The sequence below is a fragment of the Croceibacter atlanticus HTCC2559 genome, from assembly GCF_000196315.1.
GTDB lineage: Bacteria > Bacteroidota > Bacteroidia > Flavobacteriales > Flavobacteriaceae > Croceibacter > Croceibacter atlanticus.
The window spans coordinates 1,663,129-1,679,370 of record NC_014230.1 but is presented as its reverse complement, the minus strand read 5'-3'; the positions used below and the strand labels follow the sequence as shown (position 1 = coordinate 1,679,370).

The 16,242-nt window shown below is 33.6% G+C and carries 12 protein-coding genes; 7 read left to right on the top strand and 5 right to left on the bottom strand.

Annotated elements, in window-relative coordinates; translation table 11 throughout:
- Nucleotides 1–26 precede the first annotated feature (26 nt).
- Together CA2559_RS07545 and CA2559_RS07540 are read right to left on the bottom strand one after the other, a co-directional pair.
- Nucleotides 27–3,779, bottom strand: coding sequence for a M4 family metallopeptidase (locus CA2559_RS07545; RefSeq protein WP_013187269.1), 3,753 nt, complete (start codon nucleotides 3,777–3,779; stop codon nucleotides 27–29).
- Nucleotides 3,780–4,123: 344 nt separating this feature from the next.
- Entirely contained in the window at nucleotides 4,124–5,866 is a 1,743-nt protein-coding gene (locus CA2559_RS07540) for a T9SS type A sorting domain-containing protein (protein ID WP_013187268.1), read from the bottom strand.
- A gap of 357 nt (nucleotides 5,867–6,223) precedes the next feature.
- Between CA2559_RS07540 and CA2559_RS07535 the strand changes: the two genes are divergently transcribed.
- Nucleotides 6,224–7,054, top strand: coding sequence for a DMT family transporter (locus tag CA2559_RS07535; RefSeq protein ID WP_238524701.1), 831 nt, complete (start codon nucleotides 6,224–6,226; stop codon nucleotides 7,052–7,054).
- 269 nt (nucleotides 7,055–7,323) lie between these two features.
- On the opposite strand, the gene CA2559_RS07530 is transcribed toward CA2559_RS07535, so the two are convergent.
- From CA2559_RS07530 to CA2559_RS07520, 3 genes are all read right to left on the bottom strand, one after another.
- Nucleotides 7,324–8,331, bottom strand: a complete 1,008-nt coding sequence (locus tag CA2559_RS07530; RefSeq protein ID WP_013187266.1) for a 3-oxoacyl-ACP synthase III family protein — start codon at nucleotides 8,329–8,331, stop codon at nucleotides 7,324–7,326.
- Nucleotides 8,332–8,440: 109 nt separating this feature from the next.
- Nucleotides 8,441–9,763: an ABC1 kinase family protein gene (locus CA2559_RS07525; protein ID WP_013187265.1), complete on the bottom strand. Its 1,323-nt coding sequence runs from the start codon at nucleotides 9,761–9,763 to the stop codon at nucleotides 8,441–8,443.
- 24 nt (nucleotides 9,764–9,787) lie between these two features.
- Nucleotides 9,788–10,471: a TetR family transcriptional regulator C-terminal domain-containing protein gene (locus tag CA2559_RS07520; RefSeq protein ID WP_013187264.1), complete on the bottom strand. Its 684-nt coding sequence runs from the start codon at nucleotides 10,469–10,471 to the stop codon at nucleotides 9,788–9,790.
- A gap of 254 nt (nucleotides 10,472–10,725) precedes the next feature.
- On the opposite strand from CA2559_RS07520, the gene htpG reads away from it, so the two are divergent.
- The 6 genes from htpG to CA2559_RS07490 all read left to right on the top strand — a co-directional run bounded on the left by htpG (nucleotide 10,726) and on the right by CA2559_RS07490 (nucleotide 16,113).
- Complete coding sequence (gene htpG, locus CA2559_RS07515) at nucleotides 10,726–12,627, top strand: molecular chaperone HtpG (protein WP_013187263.1); 1,902 nt, start codon at nucleotides 10,726–10,728, stop codon at nucleotides 12,625–12,627.
- Nucleotides 12,628–12,813: 186 nt separating this feature from the next.
- Complete coding sequence (locus tag CA2559_RS07510; RefSeq protein ID WP_013187262.1) at nucleotides 12,814–13,647, top strand: hypothetical protein; 834 nt, start codon at nucleotides 12,814–12,816, stop codon at nucleotides 13,645–13,647.
- Between the two features lie 6 nt (nucleotides 13,648–13,653).
- Entirely contained in the window at nucleotides 13,654–14,007 is a 354-nt protein-coding gene (locus CA2559_RS07505; protein WP_041240953.1) for a DoxX family protein, read from the top strand.
- Nucleotides 14,008–14,022: 15 nt separating this feature from the next.
- Entirely contained in the window at nucleotides 14,023–14,628 is a 606-nt protein-coding gene (locus tag CA2559_RS07500) for an alpha-ketoglutarate-dependent dioxygenase AlkB family protein (RefSeq protein ID WP_013187260.1), read from the top strand.
- A 218-nt stretch (nucleotides 14,629–14,846) separates the two neighbouring features.
- Complete coding sequence (locus CA2559_RS07495) at nucleotides 14,847–15,119, top strand: TIGR03643 family protein (protein ID WP_013187259.1); 273 nt, start codon at nucleotides 14,847–14,849, stop codon at nucleotides 15,117–15,119.
- A gap of 43 nt (nucleotides 15,120–15,162) precedes the next feature.
- Entirely contained in the window at nucleotides 15,163–16,113 is a 951-nt protein-coding gene (locus CA2559_RS07490; protein ID WP_013187258.1) for a calcium/sodium antiporter, read from the top strand.
- Nucleotides 16,114–16,242: the final 129 nt, after the last annotated feature.

The following is a 16,242-nucleotide window of genomic DNA, read 5'->3' as shown; positions in this document are numbered from 1 at the left end:
GGCTTTTAGTTACTTTATAAAGACAATTAATTAACAATAAACTTGAATGTCTTTTTAGAATCTCCATTAAGCGTTACAAAGTAAAATCCAGATTGTAATGCTGAAGTGTTAAGCTTTACAGAATTTAAGTTCTTAAACTTCTCATCCATAATTTTAGCACCTCTTAAGTCGTATACCGCTGCACTCTCAATAGCTATTGATGGGCTATTAATAGTTACATATTGACCTCTATTTACTGGTGTTGGGTATATTGACACATCATTAAAAGTTACATCATCTACACTTGCAACTGCATTTTCAACTATAGCAAAAGAGCTAAAGCCTGTAAATGAGCCTTTAAATGTTGCATAACCTTCTGTATCTGTTAAGTCTTCAAAAACCTCACCTGTAATAACAGTGTTTGCATTTGTAGTAGCATCTATATCACTACCTTCTACTTTCATAATTTGTAAAGTTGCAACTTCACTAAAGTTAGCAAGCTCATCTGAAGTCATATATATCGTTAAATCATAACTTGCTGTAGCCGCATCTGGACCATCTGCTGTTATCTCAATAACTTTAGACGACCTGTCCACACCAGCTTGAGTATTGCTTACTGTTTCTGTTCCTTCTGAAGTTACATTTACAGATACACATCCTAAATCTGCTGATGCATTTTCAATACGAGCAATAATGTTATTGTTTTCTGTTGTTAAGAAGAAAATATCATTTGCTGTACGTACTGTGTGGCTCTGCGATGTATTTGCAGCTGTTTCAACTAATGCAGGAGAACCAGAAATTGTTATGTTATCTATTGAGAAACTATAAGCTGTTCCTAATAACTGGTCATTTAACCATCTGAAACCTACATAAAATTGAGAGTTTTCAACCTGAGGAATTACATCATCATAGCTTCCTGTTAATACTGTACCTCCAATACCTACAAACTGTTCGATACCGAAGAAGTTACTTCCATCAAAACTATATACAAGTTCACCATAATCAAGTGGTGTTCCTGCTTCATCTTCACCACCAACTGTGTAGTCAAAATTAACTGTTATGTCTCTTAAACCTAAACCGTTAATTAATGGTGTCATTAAAACCGTATTAGAGCTACCATCTTGGCTAACTCCAGGACCATTACCATTATACATTGGAGTTTCTGTTGTACCATCTGTAATATAAGCTACACCAGCACCAGCACCAACACCATTCATTTCCCAGTCATTAACACCTGGATCTACTAATTTGTTAATTTGCCATCCTTCTGGTAATTCGTTACCATCAAATGTTTCCATTGGTAATAACTCTTGAATAGAGCTACCTACAGCTGGCGTAATATCATCATCTATTAATGCAATGTCTTGTGTAAATGTTTCTCCGTTATAGTCATAGCTAATAGAAATCATTTCTCCTTCTTCAATAATAGCATCATCAAAAACTTGTACGCTAAAATCATAGATACCAGAACCTGAAACTTCAAGTGTTGTTGGTGATACAATAAAATCTTCACCTTCAACAGCTGTACTTGCTGAAACATCTAAAGTTAGGGTTGTTGGCTCGCTTACTAATACTGAAGCAATACTATACGTGTACGTTCTAGATGTGTTACAACCAACATCTGTATTACGTTCTTGTAATTGTGTTCTGTTATCTGCATTAAATACTATTACATCTCCTTCTGGAGCTACGTAATCATTACCAACACATACTGCAAACCAAGCACTAGTAGTAGATGCTTCTTGTGGAGATCCTTGACCATATAATGTTTGAGCTGCCATAATAGACATCTCTCTCATCTCTGCAAAAGTTGCATTAGGGCTTAATAAAACCTCACCACCAAATGCTATTTTCTCTGCATCTGCAAAACCTAAAGCTGTTACACTATAAGGAGCGTTATTGTCATTTACTTCACTATCTGCAGCTGCTTTACCATCACCTAATTCATAAGTTAGACCTGAACCTACAGCTAATAAATAAAACCATTTATTTAGCACACCACTATTAGAGTGTACACCACATTGATCATTACCTAAGTTTGGAGCAGGACAACCTGCTTCTGTAGTATCTTTCCAGTTAGCACCAAGTACACAATCTGGATCACTTGCTGCATTTGGATCATCCATAAAACGTAATGCTGCCATTTCTGCACTGTTTTCTTCTGGTTGAATACCACCATCACGCTCATCTATCTGCTCACCAATACTAAATGGCTGATATCTATCTGCCAATGTTGGATCTATATCTTCTACTGCAAAATTCTCAACTGCAGCTGCCCAAATATCTGAGAATCCTTCATTCATACCTCCAGATTGTCTTGCATATACAAGTCCTGAAGTAGTATCACAAACTCCATGTCCTATCTCGTGACCTGCAACATCTAAAGACATTAAAGGAGCAAAAGAACCATTAGGATTTGTGCCACCTTGGTAGCTACCATCACCATATGTCATCGTTGCATTGGTATAAAATGCATTATCATAAGCATCACCGTAGTGTACAAAACTTGTTATACGAGTACCTTGACCATCCCAACTGTAACGGTTGTGACGTACGCCCCAATAACGTAATACAATTTCTGATCCCCAATGAGCATCTAATGCAACATCGTCATTATTTGTTTCATTAGTTACAGGATATTGCTCTGTAGGACCTTCAAAACGGTCTCTGTAATGCTCATCTGCTGTCCAATCATTATCACCTACTTCTGTAGATGGAAAACTAGATTCTTCTGGTCTAGATGAACCATCTGTAATTTCATAAGATGGTATTGCACCACCTGCACTAATTGGAGCACCACCTACACCATCGTAAGATTTTGTTTCATTTTCTATTGGTAAAGAAGATACAACTCCTGCTTCTTCGATATCTACTTCAATAGTACCTAATAATGTGTACTCATCCATTGCTGGTGTAGCACCAGGAATTTTTGTAGTCTCAAAATTTCTGCGGCCTGCATAACGTAAATCTCCGATTCCGGTAGCTGGCTCCATTACCATTGCGTATGTAGACATTTTCTTACTTTCAGCTATATTTTCATTTATTTCTGAAGCATGTTTAATATCCATATCTGCTAATAACATTTTACCGTTTTGCGCATCTATGTAAATATCTGCTCTATAAAGTGGCTCTGCTGCATATACATTAAATTTATATGCTAATTTCATATCAACTCCAGCAGTATTGTAATCATCTACAATTACTAATTCTCCTTTTGGGTAAACACTTTCAATTATAGCATCTAATTCTGCTAATCTTTGTGGATCTGTTTCATTCATCTTTAAAGTGCTATAAAGATCCCAAGCGTATTCTGTAGCACCTACAAAATTAATAGCGTGTTGCATAGCAGCTTCTTCAGATAAAGAAGGTGTTATTTGAAAGTTGTCATTAAAATCATAATGCTCCAAACCTATAGCTTGAATCATATCTGATTTAGATAATACAGTATAGTTACCGTGCTCTACTTTAACGCCTTTATAATATTGTTGAAATCTCTCAACTCCTACTGTAGGTGATAAACCAGCCTCAGATTTTTTTCCAAGTGTAATGGTGTTATTTAATCCTAAAACAGTTCTTATTAATTGAGAAGCTTCGGCCTTAGGTGTTCTCTGTGTTGAAAGACCATCAAACTTAACAAGGTAAGGTGTGTTTCTATCTTTATTCATAAGATAGCTGGTCACCTTGTTTTCATCTTGTAGTTTTTGGATTGACTTTAAAGATTCCTGCGCCAAGCCACAATAGCCTGAAACCATAAAGAATCCTAAAACCAACCACTGCATGTTGCGTAATTTAGTTTTCATACTTTTTTATTTGAATTAAATTGTAAAAGATGTTAATAATTGATAATCATTAAACAGATGTGCAATTTAGATGACTATCCTACTTTTTATTGTTAAAAGCAATATAATGTTGTTAATTTTTTAACGAAAAATATGACCGTTTAAAGAGTAAATTAAAAATCTAACCAAATACCCTTCTAATTAAACAAAATTTAATATTGTAGCCGCAATAGTAACAGATACTTAAACTAATATCATATTCTTAACATTATTTATATATGCACGCATAACAAACTGCAGTTTGTCAATAAAAAAAGCCTAACAACTTAAATAGTGTTAGGCTTAATGGTAAAAATTGAATTCAATTATTTTACAACAAGCTTTGTGGTTTCTGCTGCATTATTAATCTTAAGGAAGTAAAGTCCTGAAGATACATTTAGTGTTAAATTAGCATTGGGGTCTGATATATTTTCTCTCTCGTATACACGTTTACCAGATATATCATAAATATATATACTCTCAATTTGTGACGTGCTATTTGAAACAATATGCAATTGTTGTTGCTGATGTAAGATTGTTGGAAACACGCTAAATTGATTTGTACGTATATCTTCAATACTTTGGGTTGCGTTTTCTACAACACTAAATACACCAAATCCAGAAAAATTGCCTTTATAGGTGACAAAGCCAGATGCAGAGTTGTCTTCAAACAATTGGCCTGTAACCGTTGTATTTGTATCTGTAGTTGCATCTACATCTGCACCTTCTACTTTAACCATATTCATTGTAGAAACATCTGTAAATACAGCAAGCTCATCACTAGCATAATACAATGTTAAGTCATAAGATGCACTTGAGGCATTTGTACCATCTGCAGTAATTTCAAAAACTTTAGAGGCTCTGTTAAAACCTGCTTGCGTATTTTCAACAGCTTCGGTTCCACTTTCAATCACACTTATTTGTACACATCCTAAATCTTCAGTTGCATTTTCTATTCTTGCCATAATAGCGGTATTCTCATCACTAATAAAGTAAACATCATTTTGAGTTCTCACCAACTCTGTATCTGATCCTGTTTCTGAAGTTTCAACATTTAAAGGTTCTGCTGTTACAGATACGTTATCTATAGTAAAGCTAAAAGCTGTACCTACAAGTTGATCGTTTATCCATCTAAATCCTACTTGAAAATTTTTGTTTGCCAATTCTGGATACAGCTGTGAAAATGTTCCTGATTGCACTGCAGCTCCTAAAGATTCTGCAGTACCGGTAAAGTTTTCTAATACCACAAAATCTTCACCTTCTATTTTATAGGACACTTGACCATAATCGAACGGTGATGGCGATTCTGTATCTAATTCTCCGCCAGCAGTCCAATCAAAAGATATATTTACATCTTTTAGTCCTGCTGCAGAAATCATAGGTGATAACAGTAACGCATTAGAACTTGCGTCCATAGCTGCTGGATCTGCACCAAGATTACCATCATATGATGGCATTGCAGATGTACCATCTGTAATATATGCTGTACCTGCAGCTAAACCAGCGCCATTAAACTCCCAATGGTTAAGGCCAGTATCTATAGCATCAATAGTTTCCCAATTTTCTGGCAAGGTTGAGGCATCAAAGGTTTCTACTAATAAATCTACAGTAGTATTACCTACAATTGGAGTAACATCATCATCTTTAATTGTTACAGTTGCGTTTCTAGATTCGCCATTAAATGAAAACATAAGGTCAATAGTTTCATCACCTTCTATCAGAGCATCGTTAAAAATATCCATTTGAAAATCGACAGCTCCAGTTCCTTCCACATCAAAAGTTGAGTTTGATAGCATAAAATCTTCGTTAGCTGATGCTGTACCACCATTTACTAAAATTGTGACACTTACTGCAGGCTCTACTTGTATACCGAAAACAGAAATATCGAAAGTTCTAAAAGCATTACAATCTGTGTCAGGATTTGCTTCATTAAAACTTACAGTAGGCATTGCAAAATCCAAAGAACCCATTTGTTCCTGTGCAGCTATTTTACAGAGAGGAAAAAGTAAAATAGTTAATAATACACTATACTTTATAATGTATATATTTTTGTGTAGTTGTGTAATCATAATGTATGGTTTTAAGTTTATTTTTTCTTGTAACTATTTGAAGTTAAGATGTTAAAACCATACTATCATAAAACTTAACTATTTTTAGCGTTGTTATCTTCTAGCATAACTTTTCATCGATAAAAAAGAATACTTTGTAAAGTGTAACAATCCTGTTTTAGGGTCGTCATTAAAATAGTGCTAAGTAAAATAACCAAATTTCATAGTTGATGGTTAGTGTTATATTTGGTTATTGAAAACCCGAAGTTGATCGCTTCGGGTTTTTGTTTTTTCATACTTAATAATGTTTAAGAAATACCATTAAAATAACGTCCTATATTAGAGTATAGAATTACCTTTGCAGAAACCTTATACACCTTGTTGAAAGGAATTATTTATATGGCTATTGCTGCATTTGCCTTTGCGTGGATGAATTTACTGGCTAAATATCTAAATGACTTTCACCCATTACAAGTAGTATTCTTTAGAGCATTTGGAACCTTTATCTTTATATTTCCTTATATGCTTTCAAAAAAGATCTCCATAATAGGTAATAATGTCTTTTGGCTAACTCTGAGAGGCGTATTAAGTTTTGTATCCCTTTCACTTTTCTTTGTTGTTATACAACGTATACCATTAGGATCTGCTGTAGCATTACGCTATACTGCTCCTGTTTTTAGTGTATTCTTAGCTGCGCTTTTTTTAAAAGAGCGTGTAAAAGTGTGGCAGTGGTTTGCCTTAGGCTTAGCGTTGAGCGGTGCATTTATTATGAAAGGTTTAGATTTTAGGATAGACACTGTAAGCTTTGCATTAATTATAGGCTCAGCTATATTAGTAGGTGCCGTTTTTGCAATAGTGAGATATCTAGGCTCAAAAGAGCACTTTCTTACTATTATTAATTATTTTATGGTCTGCTCAATTATAGGAAGCCTATTTTTTATAAACCAATGGCGAATGCCGATTGGACAAGAATGGTGGTTTGTATGCAGCATTGGTGTTTTAGGAATGATTGGGCAAATATTTTTAACCAAGTCTTTTCAACTTGCCGAAACAAGTGTTGTTGCTCCTATAAAATATATGGAACTTGTTTATGCTTTAATTTTTGGATTTTTCCTTTTTGGAGAACACTATACATTATTTCCAATACTAGGAATGTCCTTAATAGTGTTAGGGATGCTATGGAATGTATGGCTCAAAAAATCTTCTTAAACCTTTTGTCCCCTACTGAATTCTCTTTTAAACCAGCAAAAGAAAACAAGGCACAAAAACACCTTTATCTGCTAAATATCAGTAAATTGTGTTAAATATAGTTAATAATTGAAACGTTGAAGTATTTGTCTCGTCTATATAGATGAAGAACGGATATAATTTGTTTTGAATTAGCCTTTTAAACACTGAAACATATCATTCTTATATATAAAAACGCCGGTTAACTCTCATTAACCGGCGTTTGTCTTTTATATAGTTTACTAATTTACTTACCAGCTCATTACAGCACTAGCCCAAGTAAAACCACTACCAAAGGCAGCTAAAACTACCTTATCTCCTTCTTTTATCTTTCCTTCTTCCCAAGCTTCAGTTAAAGCAATTGGGATAGATGCTGCAGTTGTATTACCATACTTCTGTATATTATTATAAACTTTATCATCACTCAACTTAAATTTCTTCTGGATAAATTGAGAGATTCTTAAATTAGCTTGGTGTGGTATTAACATATCAATATCTGAAACTGCCAGACCATTTTCCTTTAAGCCTTCCATGATCACCTCAGAGAATCTTGTCACAGCATTTTTAAATACAAATTGACCATTCATATAAGGGTAGTAATCTGGATTGTCTTGATTGTTTTCTTCAATAATTTCTGGCACCCATTTTTGAGTACTTGGTCCTTTTAAAGAAAGCTCCAGCGCATGTTTACCTTCACTGTGTAAGTGTGTAGATAAAATACCTTGACCATTGTGATCACTTCTAGTTAATACAGCAGCACCAGCACCATCTCCAAATATTACAGAAACACTTCTGCCTCTTGTAGTAAAATCTAAGCCTCCACTATGGTTTTCTGCACCTATTACTAAAACGTTTTTATACATTCCGGTTTTAATAAATTGATCTGCTACAGATAATGCGTATACAAAACCACTACATTGGTTTCTTACATCTAAAGCTGGACACGTTTTTATATCTAAAGCTTCTTGAACCTGTACACCACAACCAGGAAAATAATAGTCTGGAGATAATGTTGCAAATACAATAAAGTCTATATCGTCTTTAGAAATACCTGCACGTTCAATTGCGATTTTTGCTGCTTTAACGCCCATTGAAGCTGTAGACTCTTCATTATAATCTTTTATATGTCTACGTTCTTTTATACCTGTACGCTCTTGTATCCAAGCATCATTGGTATCCATTAACTTTGCGAGATCATCATTTGTGACCACATTTTCAGGCACATATTTGCCTAATCCCGATATTTTTGATTGATACATAATTAATATTTAAAAAAAAGCTATCTCAAAATGAGATAGCTTGCAAGATAGCCAATACCTAATTATGGCTATGCATAATATTATGGGATTTAATATGCTTGCATAATAACTATGCCGTAGCGTTAGGTATGTATTTCTTAAATTGGTTTACATTTATTTTAGCACCTAAGTCGTGTAGTAAATTGTAAAGCCCAAAGAATGTTCTATTTATATATAAAAAGTGTTTACTTCCTCGATTCCCATTCATCTTTCTCAACGTAGTATCCTTAGAATATTTTTCACTTAACTCTGTAATTGAATTCCAAAATGTTTCATCAGAAAAATCGAAAGTGTCACTATGAAATGGGCTTGTAAACAAACTTAACATTTCGTGAAATAATGTAGAGAAGTAATCTATCTCTGCATCACTATCATCTTGTCTTAAAATCTCCAACTCATATAGTTTAGCTCTAAAAAAGTCTGGGTTATCTATATTCTCTGGCACAGCCAACTCAAAATAAGGCACATAAAAATCTTCTGGTACTTCTTTTATACATCCAAAATCTATAGCAATGAGTTGTCCTTTATCATTAACCAAGAAATTACCTGGATGCGGATCTGCATGAACAGCCTTTAAGTAATGCATTTGAAACATATAGAAATCCCAAAGCGCTTGGCCTATTTTGTTAGATACCTCTTGGTCATTTTCCTCGCTAGTGTATTCACTAAGATGTTTTCCTTGCATCCAATCCATAGTGATGATACGCTTGCTAGAAAGAGCTTCGTAATACTTCGGGAAGATTAAATTATCTATATGGCTACAAGCTTCAGAAATCTCTTTGCTTTGCTTAACTTCTAAGATATAATCTGTTTCTTCAAGAAGCTTGCCTTCAACTTCTTTAAAATATTTCTCTGAGTCCTTTCCTTTTATATTAAACATTCTCATAGCTATAGGCTTTACCATAGCTAAGTCACTACTAATACTGCTTGCCACACCTGGATATTGAATTTTCACAGCAAGAATTTTCCCATCTTTTTTGGCCTTATGAACTTGGCCTATACTGGCAGCATTTACAGAATTAGCAGTAAACTCATCATATAAATCTTCTGGATAAGCACCTTGGTAGGTTTTAAAGGTTTTTCTCACCAATGGTGCAGATAATGGCGGCACACTAAATTGTGCCAAGCTAAATTTCTCTACATAAGCATTGGGAAGCAAGCTTTTTTCCATAGATAGCATTTGCGCTACTTTAAGCGCACTTCCTTTTAAACTTTTTAAACCATCATAAATATCTGAAGCATTGTCTTGGTCTAACTCATCTCGAGTTAACTCTTTATCAAATGCTTTCTTACCGTAATATTTAAGGTAGTTACCACCAATTTTCACACCTGTTTTTACAAGCTCTGTTGTTCTTCCCAATTTTGAGGTTGGTATACTATCAATCGTCTTCATATGCGTTCTTTTATACCTATTAAGTTATGCTGGTTTATTTTGCCACAAGAATTTTCCTAAATCTATAATGCTCTCAAGTGGTGTATTATCAAACACATCGAAAACAGTATTTACAGACTTTTCAATAGCCATATCCGTTTTTTCAAATCCTGGAGAGTTGTCTTCTTTCCAAAATTTCATTAGAAATAGCAACTGTACCCAAGTAGCTTCAGAAAATACCATCTCATTTTTCTGTAGCGCTTTTATTTTTTTACCTTCATTAGCATCAGATATTAAACCTTTAGCAAACTCCTTAACATCTTGTCGTAATTGCTTAAGTTGTTCTAAGTTTTTAAGCGGCATTTCATATTTGCTCAACACCATTAGCACATAACTTCTATTTGCTGTAAGCATTTCAAAGAAGGTGTAATAAAATGTTAGAAGCTTCTCTCTGTTCGCATACTGTTGGTAATCTTCACTCTTATGTAATAATGTAATGGTTAAACTGTAAAAATCTGACCAAATGCTGGTTTCTAGATTTTTGAAGCTTGCAAAGTGCTCATAAAATTCTTGTTCTTCAAACTTATGTTCTTTACAAAACTTGTAAACAGATTTAGGATAGGTTTCTGTCATCAACACATAATCCATATAAGCCGAAACTATCGCATCTCTTGTTGTCTTCTTAGTTTTAGTAGTTGATTTTTTTGAAGTGTTCTTTACTGTCGCCATAACTCTTTATTTTCTATGTAAATATACAAAATGTTTAATCATTAATAATATAAGTTAAACAAAATAATTAATACTGATATAAGCTTTTCTAATAGAGGTAAATCAACAATCAATCCGAAGCGTTATTAGAATCAGTTAAAATTATGTCAGTTTGTCACAAACCTATAGATGGTATTTTTTTTGACTATTCACTTTCAGAAATTAATTAATAACCGTGTCTACGCATAGACACTTTTTTATAAAACAATTTAAACATGGCAACAGGAACTATTAATGTATCTGTAGAGAATATTTTTCCGCTTATAAAGAAATTCTTATACAGCGATCACGAAATTTTCTTACGTGAATTAATAAGTAACGCAACAGATGCAACACTTAAACTAAAACACCTTACCGCAATTGGTGAGGCTAAAGGCGTAGAGTATGGTAATCCTCATATCGAAGTAAAGATTGATAAGGATAACGGTACACTTCATATTAAAGACCAAGGAATTGGAATGACGAAGGACGAGGTTGAAAAATACATTAACCAGGTTGCATTTTCTGGTGCCGAAGAGTTTTTAGAAAAGTATAAAGACTCTGCAAAAGATAGTGGTATAATAGGACACTTTGGTCTTGGATTTTACTCTGCTTTTATGGTTGCAGAAAAAGTGGAGATTATCACTAAATCTTATAAAGGCGGTACAGCTGCGCACTGGACTTGCGAAGGCTCTACAGAGTTTACTCTTGAAGATGCCGAAAAGGAAACACGCGGAACAGAAATTATCTTACATATTTCTGAAGATGAAAAAGAATTTTTAGAAGAAGGTCGTATTTCTGAACTATTGACCAAGTACAATAAGTTTATGCCTATACCAATTAAATTTGGTACAAAGACAGAAACGCTTCCTAAACCAGAAGGTTTAACTGAAGAGGAAGAAAAAGACTATAAAGCTGAAACTAAAGAGGTTGATAATATTATAAACAACCCAAATCCAGCGTGGACAAAAGCTCCAACAGAATTAGAAGAAGAAGATTACAAAGGTTTTTACAGAGAGCTGTACCCAATGCAGTTTGAAGAGCCGTTATTTAACATTCACCTTAATGTAGATTATCCATTTAACCTAACAGGAATATTGTATTTCCCAAGATTAGGACAGGATATGAATATTCAGAAAGATAGAATTCAACTTTACCAAAATCAGGTTTTCGTTACAGATAATGTAGAAGGTATTGTACCAGAGTTCTTAACTATGTTAAGAGGTGTTATAGACTCTCCAGACATTCCATTAAATGTATCTCGTAGTTACCTACAAGCAGATGGTGCTGTAAAGAAAATATCTGCTTATATAACTCGTAAGGTTGCAGATAAACTTAAGTCGCTATTTAACGAAAATCGTGAAGACTTTGAGAGTAAGTGGAATGACATTAAAATTGTTATCGAATACGGAATGCTTTCTGAAGATAAGTTCTTCGATAAAGCTAAGAGCTTTACTCTTTATCCTACTGTAAATGATACGTACTTCACTTTAGAAGAGTTAAAAGAAAAGATAAAAGACAACCAAACAGATAAAGATGACAAACTGGTTGTACTTTATGCTAGTGACAAGGATGCACAACACAGTTACATACAAGCTGCAAAAGACAAAGGGTATCAAGTTTTATTACTAGACTCTCCTATTGTACCACACCTAATTCAGAAATTAGAAACTAGCGAAGAAAACATTTCTTTTGTTCGTGTAGATGGTGATCATATAGATAACCTTATCAAGAAAGATGAAGAACAAATTAGTAAACTATCTGATGAGGAAAAAGAGAAAGTAAAAGAAGCTTTTGAAACTGTAGTTCCTAAAGAAACTTATACTGTACAGCTTGAAGCTATGGACAGTACTGCATCTCCATTAATTATTACACAACCAGAATTTATGCGTCGTATGAAAGATATGCAGAAAACTGGTGGTGGCGGTATGTTTGGTATGGGTAATATGCCAGATATGTACAACCTCGTAGTAAATACAAATCATGAGTTAATTGCAGAAATATTAGAAACAAAAACAAAGAAGAAACAAGAACGTTTAATTAGTCAGAGTTTAGACTTAGCAAGACTTTCACAAGGCTTGCTTAAAGGAGAAGCTTTAACTAACTTCATTAAGCGAAGCTTTGAAATGATTAAATAATTAGTATTTAATTTTTAGTTCAACTAAAATCCCATTTTAAAATATTAAAATGGGATTTTTTTATGCGCAATCATATTATTGAAAACCAATTACTTTTTAAATATAATAACATCTAATCCTAAAACTTTGAAAGTTTCTTAACACCATTACGACTCTCTAACCTATATCTTTAAACAAAAAACAACCATGAAAGCATTAATCCTTTTACTATCTGCCACACTAATAATGAGTTGTGGTGAAACAAAAAAACAAGAAGACAACACCACTAAAGAAGACATGATGCCAGTTGAGCCAAATGGCGGCATTGGAGACGGCACACCATCTTTAGATCAAGCATTTGTAAGCAGTGTTGAGAAAGCACACAAAAAAGAAGCTTTTCTAAATAAAGCTGTAGTATCATTTGATATAGACCTAAATTTTAATGGTAAAGATGCTTTAGATGGAACAATTAGCATGTTAACCAACACAAGCAAAATTAAAATTGAGCATGACAATGGTAGTATGTTAGTATTTGATAATGAAAATGTATACAAAAGCCCTAAAGATGCAGAAATGCCTAGAGCACGCTTTTCTATGTTCACATGGCCTTATTTCTTTAGCTTACCTTACAAGTTAAATGATGATGGTGTAAATATTGAAAAGCAAGATATGATGCCTATGGAAGGTGAATCTTTAGAAGCGTTCAAAATGACTTTTGATGCTGGTACAGGAGATGCTCCAGACGATTGGTATTATGTATACACTAACGATAAACAACAAATTGTAGCTGCCGGATATATTGTAACCTTTGGAGGAACTCCTGAAGAAGAAGCTGTAAAAAATGCACACGCCATTGTTTACAACGATTACAAAATGGTAGATGGTATTCCTGTGGCAACATCTTGGGAATTTTATAATTGGAGTAAAGAAGAAGGTATTACAGGAGAACCAATTGGAGATGCTACAATTACAAACCTCACATTTTCTGAAGAAAAAGAAGGTATGTTTGCTGCTCCAGAGAATTCAACAATTATAGACTAATAAATTATGAGTAACTCTTGGCATTTTTATTTAATGGCTGCAATGTATTGCATTGCTGGTCTTATGCATTTTATTAAACCAAGAGCTTATATGCGCATTATGCCTAGATATTTGCCAAACCACAAAATACTCGTGTATTTAAGTGGTTTGGCAGAACTGGGTTTTGGTATAGGATTGCTGTTTGAAAGCACTCGAGTTATATCACTTTGGGGTATTATGGCTATGCTTACGGTATTTTTCTTAGTACACTTTTATATGGTCTCCAATGAAAAAGCAGGAATGGGCATACCTAAATGGTTACTTTGGATTCGCATACTGCTTCAATTTGTGCTTATTTGGTGGGCTTGGTTTTACTTATAACCAAATTTCGTCTCTTTGAATTTATTCCCACAATCAAATGAATTTATAAAACTCCCTTTAAAGAATGCTAATGTTCTTTATTTGGAACAGTTTTACAATTCAGAAACTTCAAATTTTCTTTTCAATACATTGAGAAAAGAGATACAATGGCAACAGGATAATATAAAACTGTTTGGAAAAACATACAAGCAGCCAAGGCTAACAGCTTTATATGCTGAAAATGAAAAGCCATATTCCTACTCAAATATTACGATGTACCCTGAATCATTTTTTAAAGAGCTAGAACAGGTTAAAAGTGATATTGAAGAAAAGATAGCCCATAAATTTACAACCTGTTTAGCAAATCTTTATAGAACTGGAAATGATAGTAATGGTTGGCATTCTGACAATGAAAAGGAACTTGGCCATAATCCTGTAATTGCTTCCTTAAGCTTAGGTGCAACCAGAAGCTTTCAGCTTAAACATAAAACCGATTCATCACAACGGTTTAATATTGAATTGCCATCCGGAAGCCTCCTAATTATGAAAGGCACAACACAAGAGTTCTGGAAACATCAAATTCCTAAAACCAAAAAACACGTAGGAGAACGTATTAACTTAACCTTTCGGACAATTCTCTAAATAAAAAAAAACGCTTGTAAGAGAAGCGTTTTTTTCTAACTTTAAGAGGTATAATATTACTAATACGTGTAATTTATTTAAGAGGATTGTTTTTTTTAATACATTATAAATATAAGACCTTATTCACATAAAACAAACACACTTTTGATAATTTTAACATATTAATTGAATTATTATAATAAATAATTGATTTTTAATAAGTAATTACATATTTAAACATGCAACTAACTGAAAGAGAAAAAGATCGGATTATAGAAATGGCATGGGAAGACCGCACCACTTTTGATGCTATTGAGTTTCAATTTGGTTTGTCTGAGCCTGAGGTCATTAATTTTATGAGAAAAGAAATGAAGCCTTCTAGTTTTAGAATGTGGCGTAAACGTGTACAAGGACGCGCAACTAAACATGAAAAATTAAGACAAGCAAAAGGACGACGCTTTAAATGTAGCAGGCAAAAGCATATTTCTGGAAACAAGATATCTAAGCGATAGTGGCTAACTCCTACGCAGTTTGCTATCTTCGCAAAAAAAATTAATGAGCATACTTTATTTATTTCTAGGATTTCTTTTTTTAGTTGTTGGTGGAGAATTTTTAGTAAGATCTTCTGTAGGATTATCCTACAAACTCAAGCTTTCTAAAATGGTTATTGGTTTAACTGTTGTTTCTTTTGCAACCTCTGCACCAGAATTAATAGTAAGTTTAAAAGCTGCTTTAGATGGCTTCTCAGATATTTCCTTAGGTAATGTAATAGGTTCCAATATTGCAAATATTGGTTTAGTGTTAGGAATTACAGCTATTATTTCTCCTTTAGCTTTAGATAAAGATTTCTACAAATTTAATTGGCCAGTAATGATGGTCATGTCTATCCTACTTTATTGTTTTCTTCTTACCAACGATTCTATTTCGAGACTAGAAGGAATTACCTTTATTGTAGCTCTTGTCCTATATATAATAGTATTAATTACCAGAGCTAAGAAAAAAGCATCTCCATTAACAGATGATGGTTTAGATGATGGCTTAGCAAAAACCTCAAACTTTAAAATTGCCATTTGGTTAATATTAGGAGGCGCAGCACTTTGGGGCGGCTCAGAATTATTAGTAACAGGCGCTGTAGACCTTGCTTCTATGTTGGGAATAAGTGAACGTGTAATCGCAGTTACAATGATAGCCGTTGGTACAAGTGTCCCAGAATTAGCAGCTTCTGTAATCGCCGCACTTAAAAAGGAAAAAGCAATATCACTAGGAAACTTAATTGGTTCTAACATTTTTAATATAGCATCTGTTTTAGGAATTACTTCTGTAATACAACCAATTGCCATGAAAAGCCAAGAAGTGCTTACCAACGATATGATGTGGCTGTTAGGTTTTGCATTTATTCTTATCCCATTAGCATTTATCCCTAAGACATTTATACTTGGTCGTTATAAGGGGCTTATTCTTTTTGTTGGCTACTGTATTTTTATCAGTTTAGCATTTATAGACTAGTTTTTTAATTTTAATATCATATTAACCCCTATAATTTTAGGGGTTGTTAATAATTTAAAGTTTCTTTTTTAAAAAGTTAACATTAAAAATTAGGGGGTTTTGGCGTTTTAAATATATTTTTGCGCTTAT

What these genes read in the sequence shown, in the direction of transcription:
- CA2559_RS07545 (WP_013187269.1), bottom strand. Translation starts at nt 3,779, where the DNA reads ATGAAAACTAAATTACGCAACATGCAGTGGTTGGTTTTAGGATTCTTT.
- CA2559_RS07540 (WP_013187268.1), bottom strand. Translation starts at nt 5,866, where the DNA reads ATGATTACACAACTACACAAAAATATATACATTATAAAGTATAGTGTA.
- CA2559_RS07530 (WP_013187266.1), bottom strand. Translation starts at nt 8,331, where the DNA reads ATGTATCAATCAAAAATATCGGGATTAGGCAAATATGTGCCTGAAAAT.
- CA2559_RS07525 (WP_013187265.1), bottom strand. Translation starts at nt 9,763, where the DNA reads ATGAAGACGATTGATAGTATACCAACCTCAAAATTGGGAAGAACAACA.
- CA2559_RS07520 (WP_013187264.1), bottom strand. Translation starts at nt 10,471, where the DNA reads ATGGCGACAGTAAAGAACACTTCAAAAAAATCAACTACTAAAACTAAG.
- htpG (WP_013187263.1), top strand. Translation starts at nt 10,726, where the DNA reads ATGGCAACAGGAACTATTAATGTATCTGTAGAGAATATTTTTCCGCTT.
- CA2559_RS07510 (WP_013187262.1), top strand. Translation starts at nt 12,814, where the DNA reads ATGAAAGCATTAATCCTTTTACTATCTGCCACACTAATAATGAGTTGT.
- CA2559_RS07505 (WP_041240953.1), top strand. Translation starts at nt 13,654, where the DNA reads ATGAGTAACTCTTGGCATTTTTATTTAATGGCTGCAATGTATTGCATT.
- CA2559_RS07495 (WP_013187259.1), top strand. Translation starts at nt 14,847, where the DNA reads ATGCAACTAACTGAAAGAGAAAAAGATCGGATTATAGAAATGGCATGG.
- CA2559_RS07490 (WP_013187258.1), top strand. Translation starts at nt 15,163, where the DNA reads ATGAGCATACTTTATTTATTTCTAGGATTTCTTTTTTTAGTTGTTGGT.